General features: G+C 60.9%; 11 protein-coding genes. 9 read left to right on the top strand and 2 right to left on the bottom strand.

All coding sequences use genetic code 11. The annotated features are described in order from the left end of the window. Window positions 1-188: 188 nt before the first annotated feature. Together VGM51_18040 and VGM51_18035 are read right to left on the bottom strand one after the other, a co-directional pair. The gene (locus tag VGM51_18040) at window positions 189-3,908 is read right to left on the bottom strand and encodes a carboxypeptidase regulatory-like domain-containing protein (protein ID HEY3414938.1); all 3,720 of its coding nucleotides are present in this window, start codon (window positions 3,906-3,908) and stop codon (window positions 189-191) included. Between the two features lie 119 nt (window positions 3,909-4,027). Further along, complete coding sequence (locus tag VGM51_18035; protein HEY3414937.1) at window positions 4,028-7,870, bottom strand: carboxypeptidase-like regulatory domain-containing protein; 3,843 nt, start codon at window positions 7,868-7,870, stop codon at window positions 4,028-4,030. Window positions 7,871-8,774: 904 nt separating this feature from the next. Here VGM51_18035 and VGM51_18030 point away from each other — a divergent pair. The 9 genes from VGM51_18030 (at window position 8,775) to VGM51_17990 (ending at window position 20,042) form a co-directional block, all read left to right on the top strand. Further along, entirely contained in the window at window positions 8,775-9,521 is a 747-nt protein-coding gene (locus VGM51_18030) for a DUF1559 domain-containing protein (GenBank protein HEY3414936.1), read from the top strand. Between the two features lie 120 nt (window positions 9,522-9,641). Next, on the top strand, window positions 9,642-12,020 hold the full coding sequence (locus tag VGM51_18025) for a beta-L-arabinofuranosidase domain-containing protein (protein ID HEY3414935.1): 2,379 nt from the start codon (window positions 9,642-9,644) through the stop codon (window positions 12,018-12,020). Window positions 12,021-12,052: 32 nt separating this feature from the next. Continuing rightward, entirely contained in the window at window positions 12,053-13,108 is a 1,056-nt protein-coding gene (locus VGM51_18020; protein ID HEY3414934.1) for a hypothetical protein, read from the top strand. Continuing rightward, the gene (locus VGM51_18015) at window positions 13,105-13,821 is read left to right on the top strand and encodes a hypothetical protein (protein HEY3414933.1); all 717 of its coding nucleotides are present in this window, start codon (window positions 13,105-13,107) and stop codon (window positions 13,819-13,821) included. Before VGM51_18020 ends, VGM51_18015 begins: the two co-directional genes overlap by 4 nt. A gap of 143 nt (window positions 13,822-13,964) precedes the next feature. Beyond that, window positions 13,965-14,657, top strand: a complete 693-nt coding sequence (locus VGM51_18010; protein HEY3414932.1) for a prepilin-type N-terminal cleavage/methylation domain-containing protein — start codon at window positions 13,965-13,967, stop codon at window positions 14,655-14,657. A gap of 22 nt (window positions 14,658-14,679) precedes the next feature. Then, window positions 14,680-15,408: a DUF1559 domain-containing protein gene (locus VGM51_18005; protein HEY3414931.1), complete on the top strand. Its 729-nt coding sequence runs from the start codon at window positions 14,680-14,682 to the stop codon at window positions 15,406-15,408. A 40-nt stretch (window positions 15,409-15,448) separates the two neighbouring features. Then, complete coding sequence (locus VGM51_18000) at window positions 15,449-16,213, top strand: prepilin-type N-terminal cleavage/methylation domain-containing protein (protein ID HEY3414930.1); 765 nt, start codon at window positions 15,449-15,451, stop codon at window positions 16,211-16,213. 63 nt (window positions 16,214-16,276) lie between these two features. Continuing rightward, window positions 16,277-18,652 (top strand): beta-L-arabinofuranosidase domain-containing protein, encoded by a 2,376-nt coding sequence (locus VGM51_17995; protein ID HEY3414929.1) that lies wholly within the window; start codon window positions 16,277-16,279, stop codon window positions 18,650-18,652. A gap of 10 nt (window positions 18,653-18,662) precedes the next feature. Next, window positions 18,663-20,042 carry a Xaa-Pro peptidase family protein gene (locus VGM51_17990; GenBank protein HEY3414928.1) on the top strand — a complete coding sequence of 460 codons (1,380 nt, stop codon included), beginning with the start codon at window positions 18,663-18,665 and terminating at the stop codon, window positions 20,040-20,042. Window position 20,043 lies beyond the last annotated feature (1 nt).

The raw sequence follows: 20,043 nt of genomic DNA, 5'->3' as shown, positions 1-20,043 counted from the left end.
GCTAACGGCCGTTGTACGGCCGCCGCTGTGTGCGGGGTCGCCATCATTATACCTCGCCTAGCGGGTGAGCGGTAATCGCCAGGATATCCCCATGGCCACCTGGCAACGTGTCGCCCCACGGGTGTCTCAAAAAAAGGGAGAGGGCGCCCTCGCGGGCGCCCTCTGGTGATCCAACTCGGTCGAATGGGCTATAGCCCGTTGACCGCCTTGTTGATCTTGACCGCATCCATGACCGTGATGCGACCGTCGCCGTCTTTGTCGAGTCGAGCCTTGTCAGCCGATGTGGCGTTCACGAGACCTCCGGCAATCTGCAACGCGCGCGTTACGTCTGCCGAGGATGGCGGTATCGGGGCTGCTGCGCTGAGAGCGCGCATCTCGATGATGGAGTAGTTTTGGTACGTGCCGTAAGTGGTCGCGTGGATCTTGATATAGCGTGCCGAGACGGACGCGGGCAGGCGGATGATATCGAAGGAGCCTTCATTGAATGGCGTGATATCGAAGTTCCGAATGCCGAAAGTCTCGCCACCGGTAGTAATGTCGAGGACGGAGTTAGTGGTTGCCAGATCGGGATCGGCCTCAACGGAGAAGGCATCCGGTGTGGCCGCCTCCCAGTATACTTCGATCTGGTCGATGGACTTCGTCGAGCCGAGGTCGTAGGTCACGGTAACGTCCGCGCTGCCTCCACCGCCGTCCCATCGAGTGAAGAGATTGTTGTCCACAGTCTGGGCAACACCCGCATCGTTCCGGCCGCCTGCGTTGCCGGCGGCTCCCGCTGATACCACACCCGCCTTGCCCACGGTGATTGTCGTCCTGGTTGTTGGGTTGGCGGAAGTGTTGAGCGTGGCAGTGCTGATGAGGTTCCCATAGCCTGGGATATGCCCCGTTGAGTCTGGGAGAACCGGCGCCCAGGCGCCGACTGTGACGGGCCCATCGTTCAGCTGGAACAGGGTGAAATTACCCTGGTCATCAGAGTACACGAACGGTCCTGTGAGCAGATTGTCGCCACCTAAGCCGCCGGCGCTGGTCATCGGACCCACAAACGCACTGGCGACCGGGTTGCCCGCGGCATCAACAACCTTGCCGAGAGCCGAGGAGCTTGGGGTTACGGTAATCGTGAGGTCGTCGAAGTAGACGGTTCCGGCCGCTCCACCGCCGGCGGGGCCGCGGGCGTACAGGTTAAGCCCAAGCTGATCCGCCGGGCTGAGTGCGGTACCAGCCGGAGCGGTCTTGCGCAGCTCAAACCACTGACCAACCGGGACGGTGGCCAGGGATTGGTTTTCATTACCGGGGTCGTTCGGGCCGCCGGCGTTGACCTGAATACGGCCGCCTACGGTTGAGCCCGTTGTTGGGAAGTTGTTGCGCAACCGCAGCGCCGCGCGCTGGCCAGCCGCCGTGAAGTAGACCCAGACCGAGACAGTGACGGAAGCGTAGGAAGTCTGCGCTGGCACAGCGTAGTTGTTCGGCGGGTTCCATGCGCTCGTCTCGCCAGGATCCTTGACAGCCAGTACCCAGTTTCCACCCGGAGTGTGCTGAGGCACGCCCGCGGTGTCTGTGGCGTTGATGTACTCAAAGGCGCCAGCCGGGCTTGAGGGAGTGAACTCCTGCGTGGTCCAGCCGACCGGGGCCGAGTTGTTGAAGTTCGGGACCTCCATGTCGCCGTTGGCGATCACTTTGATGGCGAGGTTCTGAACCGTCGAACTGTCCGAGGGCACAGTGATCTGGGTGCGGCCGCCGAGCCCAAGCGGGCTGACGGCGCCTATGTTCAACACGCCGCCCGCGGGGGCAACGATACTGTAATTACCGTTGGCGTCGCTGGTGCCGGACACGACGAAATGCCCGGTGGCATCGGACAGCGTGATGGTGGTGCCTCCCTGGGTTTTCCCCGTCAAGGCATCGCGCACAACTCCGCTGACGGTGGCGCCAACGTACGGCAGGACAACGTTTGTCACTCCGGACGTCGTTGGAGAAACGCCGGACACAGTGGTAGTGGTGTGCGCGAACGCGCTGGCCGTTACCGAGTACGAGCCCGCGGGAAGCGAGATGTGGTATTCGCCGTTGGCCCCGGTGATCAGGGTGTAGGTCGTTGTGCCATCGGTGATGGTGAACGTCAGGTTAGCCAGCGGACCCGTCTTGGAGGACGAAATCACGCCCCGGAGTCCGGGTCCGAATGCCGGGCCGACCTCGGGTGCGCCAAACGGTACGGAGAGGTTGCGGATCTCGCGGATGGCGATGAAATCAACTGTCGGTGAGTTGGAGTATGATCCAACGCCCACGGTGCCCGGTTGGTTCCAAAGGGGATCGGGAACACCGCTTTGATGACTGGGCGAATTGTTGTTCAGCGCGATGTTCAGATCGCCCCAATAGGGCTGCGGCGCTCCGTCTTTCCAGACTTTCCCGCTCAGGGCCCCGGTGGCGGCATCCAACCCGGTACAGCGGATGATGAAGTTTTCGAATACGCCGCCGATGCCGTGGTAGTCAGGCCCATGTACGCCCATATCGGCAGGGCCTGTGTTGGTGGGTGTAACCCCTTTCGGGTTGACGTAGCTTACGGGGCCGTTCTGGGAGCCGAAGCCGTCCATTACGTACCCGAATCCACCCGTGTAGGCCAGATCCGGATTCGCATACCCGTTGGTGGTGCTTCCCACCGCGCGGATCATCGGGGCTACTTCGCACTCGCCACCCGATGGGGCAACGTGAGCATACTCTTCAGCGTTCAGGAATCCCGGCATGGCAGAGGAAAGCACAACGCCTCTGGCATGGTCCGGGCCGCTGATCTGGCCCATCTTCTTCCCACCGATCAACACCACCGTGGTTGCATCGCCGGTCGCGTTGGAGACCCAGTTGGGCGCCTGTGAGCCGACGACGTTGGCCGCAGAGAGGAAGTCCTCAACGTGGTCATAGATGTTGTACACGCTGTGGGGTACGTTCAACTGCGGCGATGTGTTGCCGAGATAGAGGAAGTACTGGCCCGTGCTTGTACCTCCCGCGGGAATGGAGTTCACGAGGCGGAAGACAACCCGGGTGAGTCCCGGCAAGTCTGACAAGACCTGGCGATCAAGCTCCTGCCAGGCGGAACCGGACCAATATAGCGCCCGCACGTCGTTGCCGTCCGAGCGGAACTGGGCCGCGGGGATGTAAGTGTAAAGCAGGTCCGCATGTCCGGTATTACTGGCCGGGAATGCCGGGACGTGCAAGTAGTTTGGATCTTCGCCGCCAATACCGAACTTGATCGGCGAATAGGAGTTGGCAGTGCCGGGATCGGCGATCGCCGCGCTCGGCGAGTTGCAGGGGTTGCCGTAGACGAAGCGGATGGAGCCGTCCGGCTTGAGGATTACAGCGAACTTGGCGATGAGCGGTCCAGAGGCCGATTCCTGCACCTCCCACCGGAACGTTGCCTGTGTGGGCTGGAGGTCGGCATATACGCCCAGGGTGCTTGTGTCCGTGATCGCGAAATCCGACGACCACGGGATGATCTCGGCCCGTCGATAGGCGTCGGCCGGGTTGTCCGGCCGGCCAAGGTCCACCGCTCCGGGCGCGATATAACCATCAATGCCGACTACCAACTGGTTGACCGTTCCATGCCCCCAGGGGAACTGGAACGGCAATGTAACGACTGTCCAGTTATCGTCCAGGCTGGTCCCGTTTCCGGCAAAAGTGAGCTTTGTGCCGGTTGGGAGAGTCGTGTAATCTGTTGTGCCGGGACTGGATTCCGAATGGACGGAGTACCGGACTTCCGCCGTTGTTGGAACCGGCGTCGGCGCGGCATCATTGTTGGTGATGGTCAAGCCGACGCGCTGAGTGTAATCCGGGTTCCACCATGTCTGCGCTATCACGCTGCCACCCAGGAGGGCGAACAGCGCCACCAGCGCTCCACCGAGCCAAAGGCCCTTAATGGACTTTCTTAGCATCTTTGTTTGTCCTTTCATCGGTTCGCCGATGAATCAGTCATCCTCGTGGACATCACACGCGGGACCCCGTCAACGGGCCAAGCCCGTTGACGGGAACCCTCGCAGGTATGGCCAGGAGGCTACTGTGCGTGTTTGTTGATGAACTCGGCATCAGCAATCGTGATGCGGCCATCGCTTCCAACGGAGCCGTCAGCTTTGACGACGTCCAGTTTCAATACGTCCGCCGGAGCGGCTGTCTGCAGGCCGGCGGCGATTTTCAGTGCCGTCGTCGCGTCTGCCTTCGTCAGGGCAGGAGGCGGTACGGCGGCGCTGAGCGCTCTCATCTCGTAGAGGAACTGACTGGCGTTGTTGCTCGGCCCGGTTCCCATGGCCTGCAACTGGATGTATTGAATGTTCCTCGGCGCGCTGAACTTGATCACCTTGACGTGACCGTTCAACGCCGGTGCGAAGTCCGCTTCCACGATGCCCTTGTTGCTGGCGCCGACGATCGAAGCGACCTTGGCATCGGTCTCGCTGCTCGGATCCGATGTGGTTCCGACGTAAACGTCGAAGTCCGGCTCCGTGCGTTCCCACCAGAACTCAACCTGGTTCACGCTCTTCACCGCGCCGAGGTTCCACGTGATGACGTACGGGAACTGCGGAGTGTCCGTTGAGTACCACCCGGTGCTGAGTTTGTCATCCACCGTAAGCGGCAGAAGGGCGAGGTTTAGATCACTGCCGATGAGCTCATGGGCGGTGATGTTGGTGATTCCCTTGGCGACGTTGGTGCCCTTACCGAGAGTAAGGGTCGCCCGCGACGTCGGCGGAGTGGTCGATGCCGTTGCGGAGGCCGTTCCGGCGATGACGCCGGCATCGGACGACGTGGTGTCCGGCAGGATGGGTTGAGGTATCCAGGCGCCCACGTTGATCGGCCCTGGCGCGAGGGTGTAGAGTGTCGCGTTGCCCTGATCGTCCGTATAAACATACGGGCTCGACAGGAAGTTAGGGGCGCTGATCCCGGTAGCGTCGCCGCCACCGATGTCCATCTTGCCCACGTAGGCTCCTGCAACCGGCGTGCCGTAGGAATCTACAACCTTCGCCAATGCTGAAGCGTGAGGTGTCTGGGTGACCGTCCAGTCATCGAAGTAGATGGTGCCGTCGGTTCCACCGGTGAATCCGGAGTAGTTGGCGTTGAACGCACTGTTCATCGCGTAGAGGTTCATCTGCAGCTTCGTGGGCGCTTCGGACTTCAGCGGCGTTCCCGCGGGAACGCTCACACGGATCTGGTACCACTGGCCGACCGGGACTTTTCCGCTCCCATCCAGGCCGCCCGTGTTCTGGTTGTTGGGGTCCGGTGGCATACCCGCCACTGCGTATACCCGGTTCTGACCGTTGAGCGGCCAGTTGTCGCGAAGACGCATGGCGCACATCTGACCCGTCTTCGTGAAGTAGACCCACGCGGAGACGGTAATGTCGAACAGGTCGGACTGAACCGGCAGGTTGAATCCCGCAACCGGCGGGTTGTTCAGGCCACTCAAGTGGTTTGCGCCATCCGGAGTTGACGGGTCTTTGATCGCCATGCTCCAGTGGCCACCCGGAGTGTGGTTCTGCGCCTGGCTGTAGATGTAGGCTCCCGGAGCATCAAACGACGTTGTCCAGCCAAGGGCGAAGGAGTTCGTGGAGTTGGGGATCTCGCAATCGCCATTGGCCATGACCGCCATCGAGAGATTCTGGATAGCCGATCCGCCGGAGGGCAGTGTTACGGACATGCGCGTGCCATAGCCGGCCGGGCTCATGGCTCCGAGGCCGAACGTTCCACCAGTTGGGTAGATGAGGCTGTAGAAGCCGTACGCGTCGCTGGTGGTTGACGTGACGTAATTGCCATTGCTGTCGATGAGTGTGACAATGGTGTTCGCCTGGCGCTGGTTGTTGATGCCCGCGAAGCAGACGCCGGTGAGCGTACCGCATTCGTACACCAAGGCGAAGTCAGTGGTGTTGGATGCGGAAGCGACAACGTTCGTCTTGACTTGACTCCCATAGCAAGCCGGTCCGGTGGCCGAAACGGTGTACGTGCCGGCGGGGACCGTCAGCTTGTAGACGCCCGTGGGTCCAACGTTGAGTGTGATGTTGACGGTAGACCCGTTGGTGATGGTGACGGTCCCACTGCTTAGCGGCAGGCCACTCCCGGCGGCGGTCAATGTACCCTGGATGAACGGGCCGGGGCTTGTGAAGGACTCCGCGGCTGCGGTGGTGGGAACGAGGCCTCTGAGTTCGCGGAGGGCGATGTAGTCGATGGCTACCTGCTGGTTGTAGCCGCCCATACCGGTTGTACCGGGCTGGTTGTAGACCGGATCAGGGGTGCCCGGTGCAGGGCCGTGGCTCGGGCCGCGCTGCGAGCGGTCCACTTGGAGCATCAGGCCGGCGGGTTCCGTTTGGTCGTCTCTCCAGTTTTTGCCCTGGATCACGCCGGGATCGCCGGTGACGCGGTATAGAATATTGGCGAACGTGTCGGCTTTTTGCGGGTCCGGCACACCGCCCATATCCGCCGGGCCGGCGTCGTTGAAGGTGTTCGGATTGATATAGCTCACGATGTGGGAGCCGCCCGGGTCGCCGAATGCGTCTACGGCGTATCCGTAGCCACCCTGGAAGTTCGCGTCATTGGGGTCGGATATCACGCGGGCCATGGGCGCCATTTCCAGAGAGCCGGCGCCGAACGGCGCCACGTGCGCCAGAATCTCGGGGTTCAGGAAGGCCGGCATCGCGGACGTCTTGACGGTGGCGCGCGGATGAGCCTGCGTCCCCGTCTTCAGAACGCCGACCTTAAGGCCCTGGTAGTTCGTGACGGTGACAGTGTTACCCTTCTGGACATCCCAGTCCGGCGCGGCCGCTCCGACCACGTTGGCGGCGCTGGTGAAATCGACGATGTAGTCAAAGACATTCTTCACCGTACGCATCGGGTTGTCCGGGGAGACGTTGGCGTAATAGATGAAATACTGTCCCGTACTGGTGCCGCCGGCAGGGATGGGTTGTTGGAGCCGGAAAACGGCCCGCACGACCTCCGGTGGCCTTGTCGCACCGGTTGGCGTGTAGAGGATGTCGGCGTGGTTGCTGAACGTCGCCGAGGTTGGATAGTTGTCAACCGGGCTGTGCAGTATCCCTCCGCCGATGAGTCCAACCTGAACTCCATATGCCATCTGGGCGTATGCACCGAGGCCGCCGACGCCGACCGGGGGCGGGGTCACGGTGTCGCTGTAGACGTAACGGATCGATCCATCCGGCTTCAGGATGACCGCGAACTTGGCAATGAGCGCGGAACCGCCGGAAGCCGCCACTTCCCACCGGAAAACCGCCTGGGTGGCGTCAGAATAGTAGTAGAGGGCCGTTCCGGCCGGACCACCTTCGGCGGCAACGCTGTAGTCCGACGCATACGCATAGATGCCGCGGGTTCCGCCGCCAGTGGTGACTCCGTACTGACTATACGGTTTCGCCGTGCCAGGGGCCAGGTAGCCGTCGATGCTCATGAAGATCACGTTGCTGCTTCCGTTCGCGAACGGGAAGCTGAACGGAAGGATGAGCTGGGCGCCGCTGTCATCGCCCGCGACGTTGTCCGGCGTCACCGGACTGCCGGCAGGCAGGCCGGCGTAACTCGTAGTGCCCGCACTCTGGTTCTCGGTATAGTACGGGCTCACGGTACCGAGTTCCCGGAAGACCTTGCTGTCAATCTCCGAGCTAGTGGTGCCGTTATAGTACACGGCCCGCACATCCAGGCGATCGGCGCGCATGGTGGGATCAAGGGGGAGAGTCAACTCGGCCGAGGTTGGCGTAGGAGTCGCCGAGGCATCGTTGTTCTTGATGGAGACGGCGACCCTGTGCCCGTAATCCGGATTCCACCATGTCTGCGCCATCGCGCTGCCGCCCAGGAGAGCGGACAGCGCCAGTAACGCTCCAACGAGCCAAAGGCCCTTCATGGACTTTCTAAACATCTTTGTCTGTCCTTTCATCGGTTCACCGATGAATCAGTTATCCCGTGGACATCACGTGCGAGAACCACGGCAATGGGCCAACACCATTGACGAGAACCCTCGCATGTTTGGATAGAGAGTACCCTGAGGCGATTGGTGGAGACCCCGGATACTCTGATGATGATCGAGAGGCGGTTTGCGCCTGTATTAACGGGCTGGCTCTCAGATAATGCCGCAAAGCTATGAATTGAAGCGTGGCATTGGTCCCTGAGAGCCCGCCGGAATCGGCAGGATTTGAGTTTCCGTCCCCTTTCCGGTGCGAGACAGATCGCGAGATTCAAGTTCGAGACAAAAGCGATAGGCGCCCACTTGCGCTTCCAGGGATTTGAAGCGCTGCCAATGCGGCGGTCCTCCCGCACGATCCATTGCGAATCGCATCTCAATTGATTCCATTATTCACCTATCTACACCAAAACTACGTAACTTGGCCACAAAATGGCGTGGAAATCTTGCGTACTTTCTTCCCGCGTGCGACGCGTATGGGTAATGGGGCGGGTCATCACGCCCTGTTCCCCCAAATGAAGTCGGCCTGAACCAATGGCGCAAAGGCCTCGCCACAGATTGGACTCACGCCCAGCGGAGGCCGCGCCGTTGACAACACTAGTCGTCATCAGGTATACTCATAGCGAAATGGCTAATCTATCAGCCGTGTGAGAAATCCTTTCGTCGTGAACTGATGAGCGTCAAGATCATGCACGATCGGCGACCGATGCGCTATCATCCAGAGGTCTGAATCCGCGGAAAGCGAGGGCGCCGCCGCCGTGAGCCGTCTTTCTACTGATGCGCGCTTTCCGGCCATTCAGGCGGAGTATCAGGAGTAATCCGAGACAGCCGCTCGGCTGGGTCCAGCGGCAGGAGATCCGCAATGCGAAAGGTAACGCGGAGGGGATTCACCCTCATTGAGTTGCTTGTGGTCATCGCAATCATCGCGATTCTGGCGGCGATTCTGTTTCCCGTCTTCGCCAAAGCACGGAACAGCGCGAGAACGACCACGTGCCTGAGCAATCTGAAACAGATGGGCATCGCGTTCACGGCGTATGCTTCCGATTACGACGAAAAGCTTCCCCCGGGTTGGTGGGTTTACCTGGTTCGGGGAGATGACCGCGGCTGGGAAAACAACGTCATCAACTACCTGGGCGGCACCAAGGCGAAGATCGCCGCCAGCGCGGCCACCACGGACAAGAGCGGGGCCTACCAATTGTTTATCTGCCCCGAACTGGGTTACGCGCACTGCTACTGTCGCAGTGACTGGGCCGGCGAGGCAATCCTCGGCAACGTCGGCGATCCCTCGAAGACAATTCACGTTTTCGACCTGCCCAGATATCCGGAGAGGACATTTCCCGGCTGGAACGCGGCGCTCAAAAACTCCGACGACGCGGACTGGACCAATGACACTCAGTACAACTACGGAGACGACGACGCAACGATGGCCAACAAGACATCGTTCAATTTCAAAGGCGGGATGCCCTACTGGCTGAGGTTCCCCGGCGTTCACAACGGACGGGCCGCCATCCTCTTCATTGACAGCCACGTGGCCACGTTCAATGCCTGGAACCCTGACAAAATGACGTTCCGCTGGGGAAATCGGACCGTTCCCCTTCACCGAACGTAGCCAATACCTATGGCTTCCGGCGCGGTCCCCAAGCCATCACCGGCCGCGCAACCCACCCGGTTGCGCGGCGGGATACATTTCTTTCGCGCGTTACGCGCCCGATCCCCGGACAATATATCTATGAAGAATCATGTTGCGTCCCCTCTCGCTCTTGTGCTCTTGATTTCCGTTTCCGCGGCCGTCGCCGCGCCCCCGCCCCAGTTGAAGGCCGTTCCTTTCACCAGTGTGAAACTGACGGACAAGTTCTGGGCGCCACGCGTGCAACGCAATCTCGACGTCACGCTTCCGCACAACTTCATGGAGTGCGAGATCACGGGGCGCATCAGCAATTTCGACAAGGCCGCCGGCAAGATGGCCGGCGAACACGAAGGCTACATGTTCAACGACTCGGACGTGTACAAAGTCCTGGAAGCCGCCGCCTACTCACTGTCCCAAAGACGGGATCCTGCCGTTGAGAAGAAGTGCGACGACATCATCAACCGGATCGCCGCGGCACAGCAGCCGGACGGCTACCTGTATACGTACTACACCGTTCGCAAGGAGCTCAACCTCCGCCATACGAACGAAGCGAACATGCACGAAACGTACTGCGCCGGGCATCTCATCGAAGCCGGCGTGGCGTATTACCAGGCGACCGGGAAGCGCAAACTCCTGGACGTGAGCATCCGCCTCGCAAATTACTACGATCGCCTGTACGGCCCCGGCAAGCGGCACGAGGCGCCCGGACACGAAGAGATCGAGCTCGCGCTCGTGAAGCTCTACCGCCTGACCGGTGAAAAGCGATACCTGAAGCTGGCCCAGTTCTTCGTGGAAGAGCGTGGTCACCCCAACGGCGGCCGACGGCTCCAGGGTGAGTACAGCCAGGACAACATCCCCGTGCGGCAGCAGCGCGAGATTCAGGGGCATGCGGTGCGGGCGATGTACCTCTACTGCGCAGTCGCGGACCTGGCCGCCATCACAGGCGACACGGGCTATATGCGGACGATGGATTCCATCTGGCCGGACGTGACGGAGCGCAAGATGTACATCACCGGCGGCATCGGCCCGTCCGGCTCCAACGAGGGATTTACGACCGCGTATGACCTGCCAAACGATTCCGCGTACGCCGAATCGTGCGCGGCGATCGCGCTCGCGCTCTGGAACGAGCGGATGACGCTGTTGAATGGGGATGGGAAATACGCCGACGTTGTCGAACGATGCATGTATAACGGCCTGTTGAGCGGCATCTCACTCAAGGGAGACTCCTTCTTCTACGTTAACCCCCTGGGCACCCGCGGGGGACAGCGCCGTGAAGCATGGTTCGGCTGCGCATGCTGCCCGCCTAACCTCGCGCGCTTCCTGCCCACGGTTGGCGGCCTTGCTTACGCGACGACAGACAACGATCTGTACGTCAGCCACTACATGGGCAACATCGGCAAGATGGCAGTCGGCAAGACGCCGGTGACAGTAACCCAGGCGACGAACTACCCGTGGGACGGCCGCGTGAAACTCTCCGTCAGTCCGACGCGGCCCAAGGCCTTTACGCTCCGCCTGCGTGTGCCGGGGTGGTGCCAGGGTCCAACCACGTCCGAAACGCTTTACCGCATCAAGGGTAAGCCGGCTTCGGGCGCTGTGACCATCAGCGTGAACGGCAAGGCCGTATCGCCGGTCCGCATCGTGAAAGGCTACGCCCTCGTCGCCCGCACCTGGCGCCGCGGCGACGTCGTAACGTACGACATGCCGATGCCGGTGCGCCGCGTTCACGCGAACCCCAAAGTGAAGTACGACGAAGGAAAGGTCGCCCTGCAGCGCGGTCCGGTTGTCTACTGCGTGGAAGACGTGGACAACGCGAAGCGCGCGCGCCATATGGTTGTCCCCGCGAACGCCGCGATCACCGCGAAGGCTCGTCCCGATCTGCTGGGGGGCGTCACCGTTCTAATGGGGTCTTGTATTTCTCAGGCAACCATGCAGGACGCCGCGGGCCCGGCAAAATTCACCGCCGTTCCGTACTATGCCTGGGACAACCGCGAAGTCGGCGGGATGGCGCTGTGGCTGCCGGAAGATCCGAAAGCGCTTCCGGCGCCGAAGGCGCCCACGCTGGCCAGCCGGAGCAAACTCTCCTGGTCCTCGATGCATGCGGACCGCACAGCCGTGAACAGCCTGATGGAGCCGCGGAACTCCAACGATGCGGAGACACCGCATATGGACTGGTGGCCGCGCAACGGCACCACGGAATGGCTTCAGTACACGTTCCCCGAATCGGCGACGGTCAAGGGCGTTGAAGTCTACTGGTTCCAGGACAGCCCGAACGGAGGCTGTGCGCTGCCGGCATCCTGGCATATCGAGTACCGCGATGCCGGCGAGTGGAAGCCAGTGCAGGGCGCGGGGGCATACAGCGTGGAGAAGGATAAGTACAATCACGTGGAGTTCTCACCGGTCACGACCGATGCCCTCCGCCTCGTGGTCGACAGCCAACCGAACCTGTCCTCCGGCGTGTATCAGTGGCGCGTGTTGAACTAACGGCAATCAGACGGCGGAGGAGGCGGGTGTTTATGGTCACTGGCACAATCACGTTGATCTTGATGGCGACTGTCACAGGCGCGGCGATGGCGTCGGCGCCCGGGGACCACGCCATCAAGCGCATCGATCCACCGGAGCAGGGGTTCTACGCCAAGGAGATAGATTGTGACGGGATACTGATCAAGGCGCCCGCCGAGGTGTCCGATGCCGCGATTCTCGAGGCGGCCAGGCGTATTTCGCGTGTGCTGGAGCATATTCCGGTGGTGCGCCGGAACCTGGCCGCCGTGGGCGCTGAGCACCACATCATCGGCAAGGACCAACAGACATCGGACCTGCCCGAGTGGCGCCAGATGAAGGGCAAGCCGCACTGGGACGGCTCTGCGTCGTTCGACCAGCGGACGCGCGGGATGGGCGGCCTCGTCTCCAGTTCGGGCGAGGAGAACCTGCTCAAACTGCCGTCGGACCGCTACAAGGACCACCGCGACATCTGTTCGCACGAGTTCTCACACGGAATTCTCGGAAGCGGAGTGTCGCCGGAGATTGTGCGGAAGTTCGAGGAACAGCGCCAGCGCAGCACGGCGAAAGGCCTATGGAAGTCCTACGCAGGCACGAACACCCAGGAGTTCTTCGCCGAACTGACGATGTGGTATTTCGGCACCCGCGGCGATTACGGCAGCATCCAGCCAAAGCCCGAACCCGGCCGGGCGTGGTTCCGCAGGTACGACCCCGAAGCCTATGCCCTGTTCGATTCGTTCTACAGTGGGCGCCTACCCGTCCCACCCATCAAGGTGGTCCGCATCGGGCTGTCGGCTCGAAAGAACCCGGTGGCCGTCGCGGGCGCGCCGTCGAAAGCCTCGGTCGTGATAGTCCAGAACAACACGGCGGGGAGCATCAAGACCTATATGATCGCCGGCGATGGGACGCGCCAGCAGGTAGATACCATCCCTCCGGGCGGCAGGTACGACAACAATGCCCACGCCAGCGGGCAGTGGGAGGTCACCGATCAGGAAGGGAAGTCTCTGGGCTTCTTCACAGCCCCGGCGTCAACCGGGCTGGTCATCGTCTCCGGAAGGCCAAGCGCATCATGAGCCATTCAGTCAATCCAGCCGACATCAAAGCCATCGATCCGCTCGAAGACGGGTTTTACTCCCGCGTCATCCTGGCGGATGGGATTCCGATCAAGGCGCACGCGGATGTGAGCGATGAAGCGATGCTCGAGGCCGCGCGACGGATTAGCCGCCTCCTTCAGAATATCCCGGTTGTCCGCGACAATCTCATCGCCCGCGGGGCCGAACACCACATCATCGCGGTCAACCAGCAGTGTTCCGACCTCCCCGAATGGCGGCACATGAAGGGCGAGTCCGTCACCGACCGCACGGGGACCGGAAAGATGCTGTTCGATGACCGCGTGCGCGGCATGGGGGGCATCATCTCCAGCAGCGGCGAGGACAACCTGCTCCAACTGCCGGACGAGCGGTACACGGACCACCGGGACATCTGCACTCACGAATTCGCCCACGGTATCCAGATGGGCGGCATGTCCGAAAACGTGGTCCGGGCGTTTGAGGAACAGCACGGAAGGGCCAGGGGGCTCTGGCCATCGTATGCCGGTACGAACGAACATGAATACTTCGCCGAACTTACGATGTGGTATTTCGGTACCCGCGGCGATTACGGCGCCATCGACCCCGAACCGGAACCGGGCGCCGAGTGGCTGAAGCAGCACGACCCCGCCGGCTACGCGCTGATCGACGACTTCTATGCCGGCCGGCTGCCGGTTCAGCGCATCGTCGAAACGTAAAGCATTCCGGCAATCCCTCCAACATCAGGCATGGCGCCCTTGCCTTCCCAAAATGATTCGCAAAATGGTATACTCATAACAGTGTTTGAAGCCTTTGTGCTTCGGGCGCAGAGGTTGGGGCTCACCGGGCCATGAGGAATGCCTTGAGACGAACTCACAGAGTCGCGTTCACTTTGATCGAACTGTTGGTGGTTATCGCCATCATTGCCATATTGGCCGCCATTCTTTTCCCGGTTTTCGCGAAGGCACGCGCGCAGGCCAAAGCGGCAACATGCCTGAGCAACCTTCGGCAGATCGGCGTGGCCACTCTGACCTACGCACAGGACAATGACGGGCTGATGATGCCGGTGGAGTATCACAGCGTTCCTCGTGGACTGGACCCTGGCTGGGAGAATGACATCAACCGCTACATCAAAAGCTGGGATATATTTCACTGCCCCGAACTCAACCACGTTCAGGGATACATCCGCAACGAATGGACGAGCCTCGCCAATGTCGATGCGCGAGGCAATCCGACCATGACCATTCACATTTTCGACAAACCGCGCTACCCGAGCACCAAGTGGCCGGGCTACAACAGCTATCTGGACATCGTGGACGGCGACTGGAGCAACGACCTGCAGTACGTTTACGGTGACACGGAGCAGATGACTCTGGCCAAGACCTCATTCAACAACCCGGGCACTGGATTCAGCTACTGGCTTCGCTTCCCGGGTCCGCACACGGGCAGGAACGACATCCTCTTCCTGGATGGGCACGTGGCGAGTTTCGGTGCGTGGGACAGCAGCAAGATGACCTTTTATTGGGGGCGCTTGACGGCGCCGAAACACGGCTGAGCGCAACGTGAAGGAGTATACCATGAACCGACCGGGCAAGAGCGGATTCACGCTCATCGAATTGCTGGTAGTCATCGCCATCATCGCCATATTGGCGGCCATCCTTTTCCCGGTGTTTGCCAAAGCGCGGTCGAGAGCGCATCAGACCGCGTGTTTGAGCAACGTGAAGCAGATCAGCCTCGCGTTCTTGTCGTATTTTTCGGACAACGAGGAGCGGTTTCCTCCGTTTTCGGCGTCGCCGGCGTGGATTTCCGGTCAGGGTTGGACCTATCGGATCGCGCCCTACTTGAAAAACATGGAAGTGTACAGGTGCCCAGAAAATGACAAGAGCAATTTCTCTTACACAATGAACGCTTACAGTTCAGTGAACTACCTTGGCACCATCACCCGGGTCCGAAATCCAAGCCGGTTCATCCATCTGGCCGAATGCCCGGGATCAGGCAACCGGAACGTCAAATCAAGCATTACGGGCGATTCCGACCTGACGACCGAATCCGGATTCAACCTGCCGAATGACAACCAGCAGGACGGAGTCGTCTACGGCACAAAGGCGGGTGGATACTCGAGCACCCCCGTGTCGAACGCGATGCCGATCGCGAAATTCCGCGATTTCCCCGGAGCTTACGTGGGGAGACTGTATTTCCCCGGGTGGCATAACGGCGGGAACAACGTGATGTTTCTGGACGGCCATGTACGGTTCTTCAAGGCGTGGTCACAGGCAGACATGACATTTAACGATTACAAGAATTGACAGGCTACGCCGGAAGGAACATCGGCGTGGGAGAATTCAGATGATCAGGAAGCATCGCACCGCGTTCACATTGATAGAATTGCTGGTTGTTATCGCCATCATCGCCATCCTGGCGGCGATACTCTTCCCGGTTTTCGCCAAAGCACGGGAGAAAGCCAAGCAGACAACCTGTCTCAGCAACATGAAGCAGATCGGCATCGCGATGGTGACGTATACCGGTGATTACGACAACCGATTTCCCGCGTGGTCATCGTACCCTTCAGGAAGCCCCTATATCTGCGTCGAGGATTACGCGGCGACCATCGAGGGCGGCGGAGGAATCAATCTGAACGTTGCGGCCACGGCGAAGGCGACGATCTCCCAGCAACTGGATGCCTACATCAAGTCGCGGGATGTCTGGCAATGTCCGTCGGATTTCGGGCAATACTCGAAGAACGATTTGTGGGGCGCCACCAGATCGCCGCTCCCGTTCAAGAGTTGGCGGATGGTCGGCTCCCCCACCAAGCCGATCGGCGTGAGCTACGGATACCGGGGTACCAATAACGCCGGCAGTTGGATCAACCGGCCGGATGGTGGAGGATGGGCGATGGCGGGGTATGCGATGTCCTCCGTTAAGCAGCCTTCCTTCCGCGCGTACCTCTGGGACCATCGCGGATGGCACTACGGAAACCGTGGCGATGGCGCCATCGGTCTGGGGAAATCCAAGGTCGACATGCTCTTCTTCGACAGCCACGTGGAAGCCATTCCGGGGAACGAGTTCACTTCGGGAGCGAACAGGGGATTCTGGACCGACCTGCGGACGTAGCGGGGCGACCGGTTTGCGGTGGACTATATGCTGAAGCATGACACGTACGGAGGGGTATCGCCCTTGAAAAGCACGAACGCAGGGATTCTGACGCTCCTGTTGGCGTTATCGGCCGTTGGCGTTCGCGCCGTTGAGCCGCAGTACCGTGACACCCATATGAAGATTCAACCCAAAATACCGCTCAAAGCCTACCCGTTCTCTTTGACCGACGTGCGCTTGCTGGACGGCCCGTTCAAACACGCGATGGAACTGGATGCGAAGTACCTCCTGAGCCTCGAACCCGACCGCCTGTTGTCCCGCTTCCGTGAATACGCCGGGCTCAAGCCGAAGGCCGAAGCGTATGGCGGATGGGAGCGTGACACGATCTCCGGGCACTCGCTGGGGCACTATCTCTCGGCGTGTTCGATGATGTACGCCAGCACCGGCGATGAACGGTTCAAAGACAAAGTGACCTACATCATCGATCAGCTCGACGAGTGCCAGAAAGCCGATGGACACGGGTTCATCGGAGGAATGCCGAACGGCAGGAAGGTGTTCGCGGAGGTGGCAGCCGGCGACATCCGCTCGCAGGGCTTCGACCTGAACGGTTCATGGGTCCCGTGGTACAACGAACACAAGACGATGGCCGGCCTCATCGACGCCATCATCTACTGCGACAACCCGAAGGCGAAAGGGATTCTCACCCGGCTCGCCGACTGGGCGATAGACACCACCACGGGTCTCAACGACGAACAGTGGCAGCGGATGCTGGCCTGTGAGCACGGCGGCATGAACGATGTCCTGGCCGATGTGTATGCGCTGACAGGCGAGACGAAGTACCTCACGCTCAGCCGCAAGTTCTATCACAAGAAGGTGCTCGATCCGCTGTCGAGGCGTGAGGACAAGCTGACCGGGATCCACGCGAATACGCAGATTCCCAAGATCATCGGCAATGCCCGCCAATATGAGCTCACCGGCGATGACAGTCTCCATACCATCGCGACATTCTTCTGGGATACGGTGACCAAAGAACGCTCGTACGTTACCGGGGGAAACAGCGACGGCGAATATTTCTCGCCCAAAGAGGAACTGTCAAAACACGTGGGGACCGCGACCTGCGAAACGTGCAATACCTACAACATGCTCAAGCTGACGCGCCAGCTATTCTGCTGGGATCCGAAGGCGGAATACGCGGACTACTACGAGCGCGCCGTATACAACCACATCCTCGCGTCGCAGCACCCGGTAACGGGTGAGATGTGCTACTTCGTGCCGCTCAAAACGGGAGTTTCCAAGGACTACAATCCTCCGTTCGACTCTTTCGCGTGCTGCGTCGGCACGGGTATGGAAAACCACTCGAAGTATGGAGACTCGATCTACTTCCACGACGGAGCAAATTCGCTCTATGTGAACCTGTTCATCGCGTCCGAGCTGAGCTGGAAAGCACGGGGCGTCAAGGTGCGGCAGGATACCCAGTTTCCGACGGCGGATACCTCCGAGCTGACGCTGGCGTGTGACAAGCCGGTGAAACTTCGGCTGCTGATTCGCCATCCATACTGGGCGACGGCGGGATTCACGATCAGCGTGAATGGCGAGGCGCAGCCACTTGACAGCACGCCCGGGAGTTACGCGGCCATCGAGCGGAAGTGGAAAACCGGCGACAAGGTACTCATCACGGCGCCTATGTCATTGCGCACCGAGGCATTCCGGGACAACGCCCAGAAGCTCGCGCTGATGTACGGCCCGCTCGTCTTGAGCGCCGAGGTAGACCCGGCGAAGTCATTCCCGGTGATCGTGAGCCCTCCGGACCGCATTCTCCAGGCGGTCTCGCCAACCGCCGGCGCGCCTCTCACCTTTGCGGGACGGCAGGCGTTTCGCGCGGCAGACTCCAGCGAACCGGTGGCCGTTTCCCTGATTCCTTTCTACAAGATGCACGATCACCCGTACGCCGTCTACTGGGATACGTTCGACGACGCGCAGTGGAAGTCGAAGCAGGAAGAGTATCGCGCGGAACAGGCGAAGCAGCGCGACCTCGAAGCGCGGACTGTAGACTCGGCGCAACTCGGTGAGATGCAGCCCGAGCGGGACCACAACGTTCAGTCCGAGAAGAGCCACGTTGGCGAAACGTTCCGCCGCAAGTTCCGCGAGGCCTTCAATGGCGGCTGGTTCTCCCTGGATATGAAGGTCATTCAAGGAGAGCCGCTAGACCTGGTGTGCACATATTGGGGCAGCGACCGGTACAACCGGGAGTTCGAGATCCAAGTGGATGGCCGGACGATTACCACCCAGAAACTCGAGGTCAACCGGCGCGACGTGTTCTTCGATGAGACCTATCCGATTCCGGCAGACCTGCTCACGGGCAAGAGCAGAGTGACGGTGCGTTTCCAGGCGCTGCCAGGCAAGACGGCGGGCGGCGTATTCAATTGCCGGGTCGTGAAAAGGGTCTCCCCCACTCAATAGAAAACAGGTTATGGTGACAGAAACAGATAATATCAGTCGATCGCAGGTATATGAAGGTTTCCCGGCGGAGGAATTCACGGAGCACCGCGCGCGGGTGCTTGATGCCCTCGGGGCGCACGCGCACGCTGTCCTCCAAGGGGCGGGGCCGGTCCGCGGATTCGAGCAATTCCGGCAGACCAACGAATTCTTCCATCTCACGGGCGTGGACGTTCCGCAGTGCTATCTGCTGCTGGACGGAGGGCGGCGGTCGGCGTCGTTGTACCTGCCGAGCCGCGGCTCCCACCCGGCCAGTGAGGGGACGGTTCTCGGCTCGGAAGACGCCGTCGAATTGCAGGCGTTGACCGGTGTGGACCACGTGTTCGACCTGGACGCGCTCGCGTCGCATATCGCGGAAGCCTCGGTCATTTTCACGCCGCATAGCCCCGCGGAAGGCCGGAGGGCCAGCCGCGACGAACTTCTACGTTCCGCCAAAGCCATCGCCGCCGACCCGTGGGACAGCGACCCGTCTCGTGAAGAGAAGTTCATAGGCGCTCTGCGCGCGAGGGCGCCGCGGGCCGAGATCAGGGATCTATCCCCGATCCTGGACGGCCTCCGCCTGGTGAAGAGCCCGCGAGAGGTCGGAGCGATGCGCAGGGCGGGCGCGCTTTCCGCGTTGGCCGTGAAGGAAGCGATGCGCAGCACCCAGCCGGGTGTGATGGAGTATCAGCTTGGCGCCATCGCCGACTATCTATTCGAAGTAAACGGCGCGCAGGGCACAGGCTACCGCGCCATCATCGCCGGCGGTCGCAATATCTGGTATTCGCACTATTTCCGCAACAACTGCCCACTTCTGGACGGAGACCTGGTGCTGATGGATTACGCGCCGGACATTGACAACTACACGAGCGACATCGGACGCATGTGGCCCGTGAACGGGACCTACAGTCCGCTGCAATGCGAGTTGTATGGCTTCATCGTGAAGTACCACAAGGCCGTCTTGAGACATCTGCGCCCGGGAGTGATGCCGAGCCAGGTGCTCCGCGAAGCGGCGGACGAGATGCGCCCCGTCATCGATGAAACGACGTTCTCAAAGCCGATCTATGAAGCGGCCGCCCGGCGCTGTCTCGACTTCAAGGGGCATCTGTCACACCCCGTGGGCATGGCCGTTCACGACGTTGCGAGCTATCTCGACCGGCCGTTTGAACCGGGTATCACCATCACCGTGGACCCCCAGATGTGGATCCCGGAAGAGCAGATGTACATCCGGGTTGAAGACAGCGTGGCCATCACGGATACCGGAGTGGAAGTGCTGACGGGCGCGGCGCCGTTGGAACTGGACGATGTGGAGGAGTTGATGCATGATGAGGGCATGCTGCAGCGCTACCCGGCCCTGTCGGAACCGTTGAGGTGAC

It is taken from the genome of Armatimonadota bacterium (genome assembly GCA_036504095.1).
In the GTDB taxonomy this organism is placed as follows: Bacteria; Armatimonadota; DTGP01; order JAKQQT01; family JAKQQT01; genus DASXUL01.
This window is presented reverse-complemented; position numbering and strand designations above follow the sequence as displayed.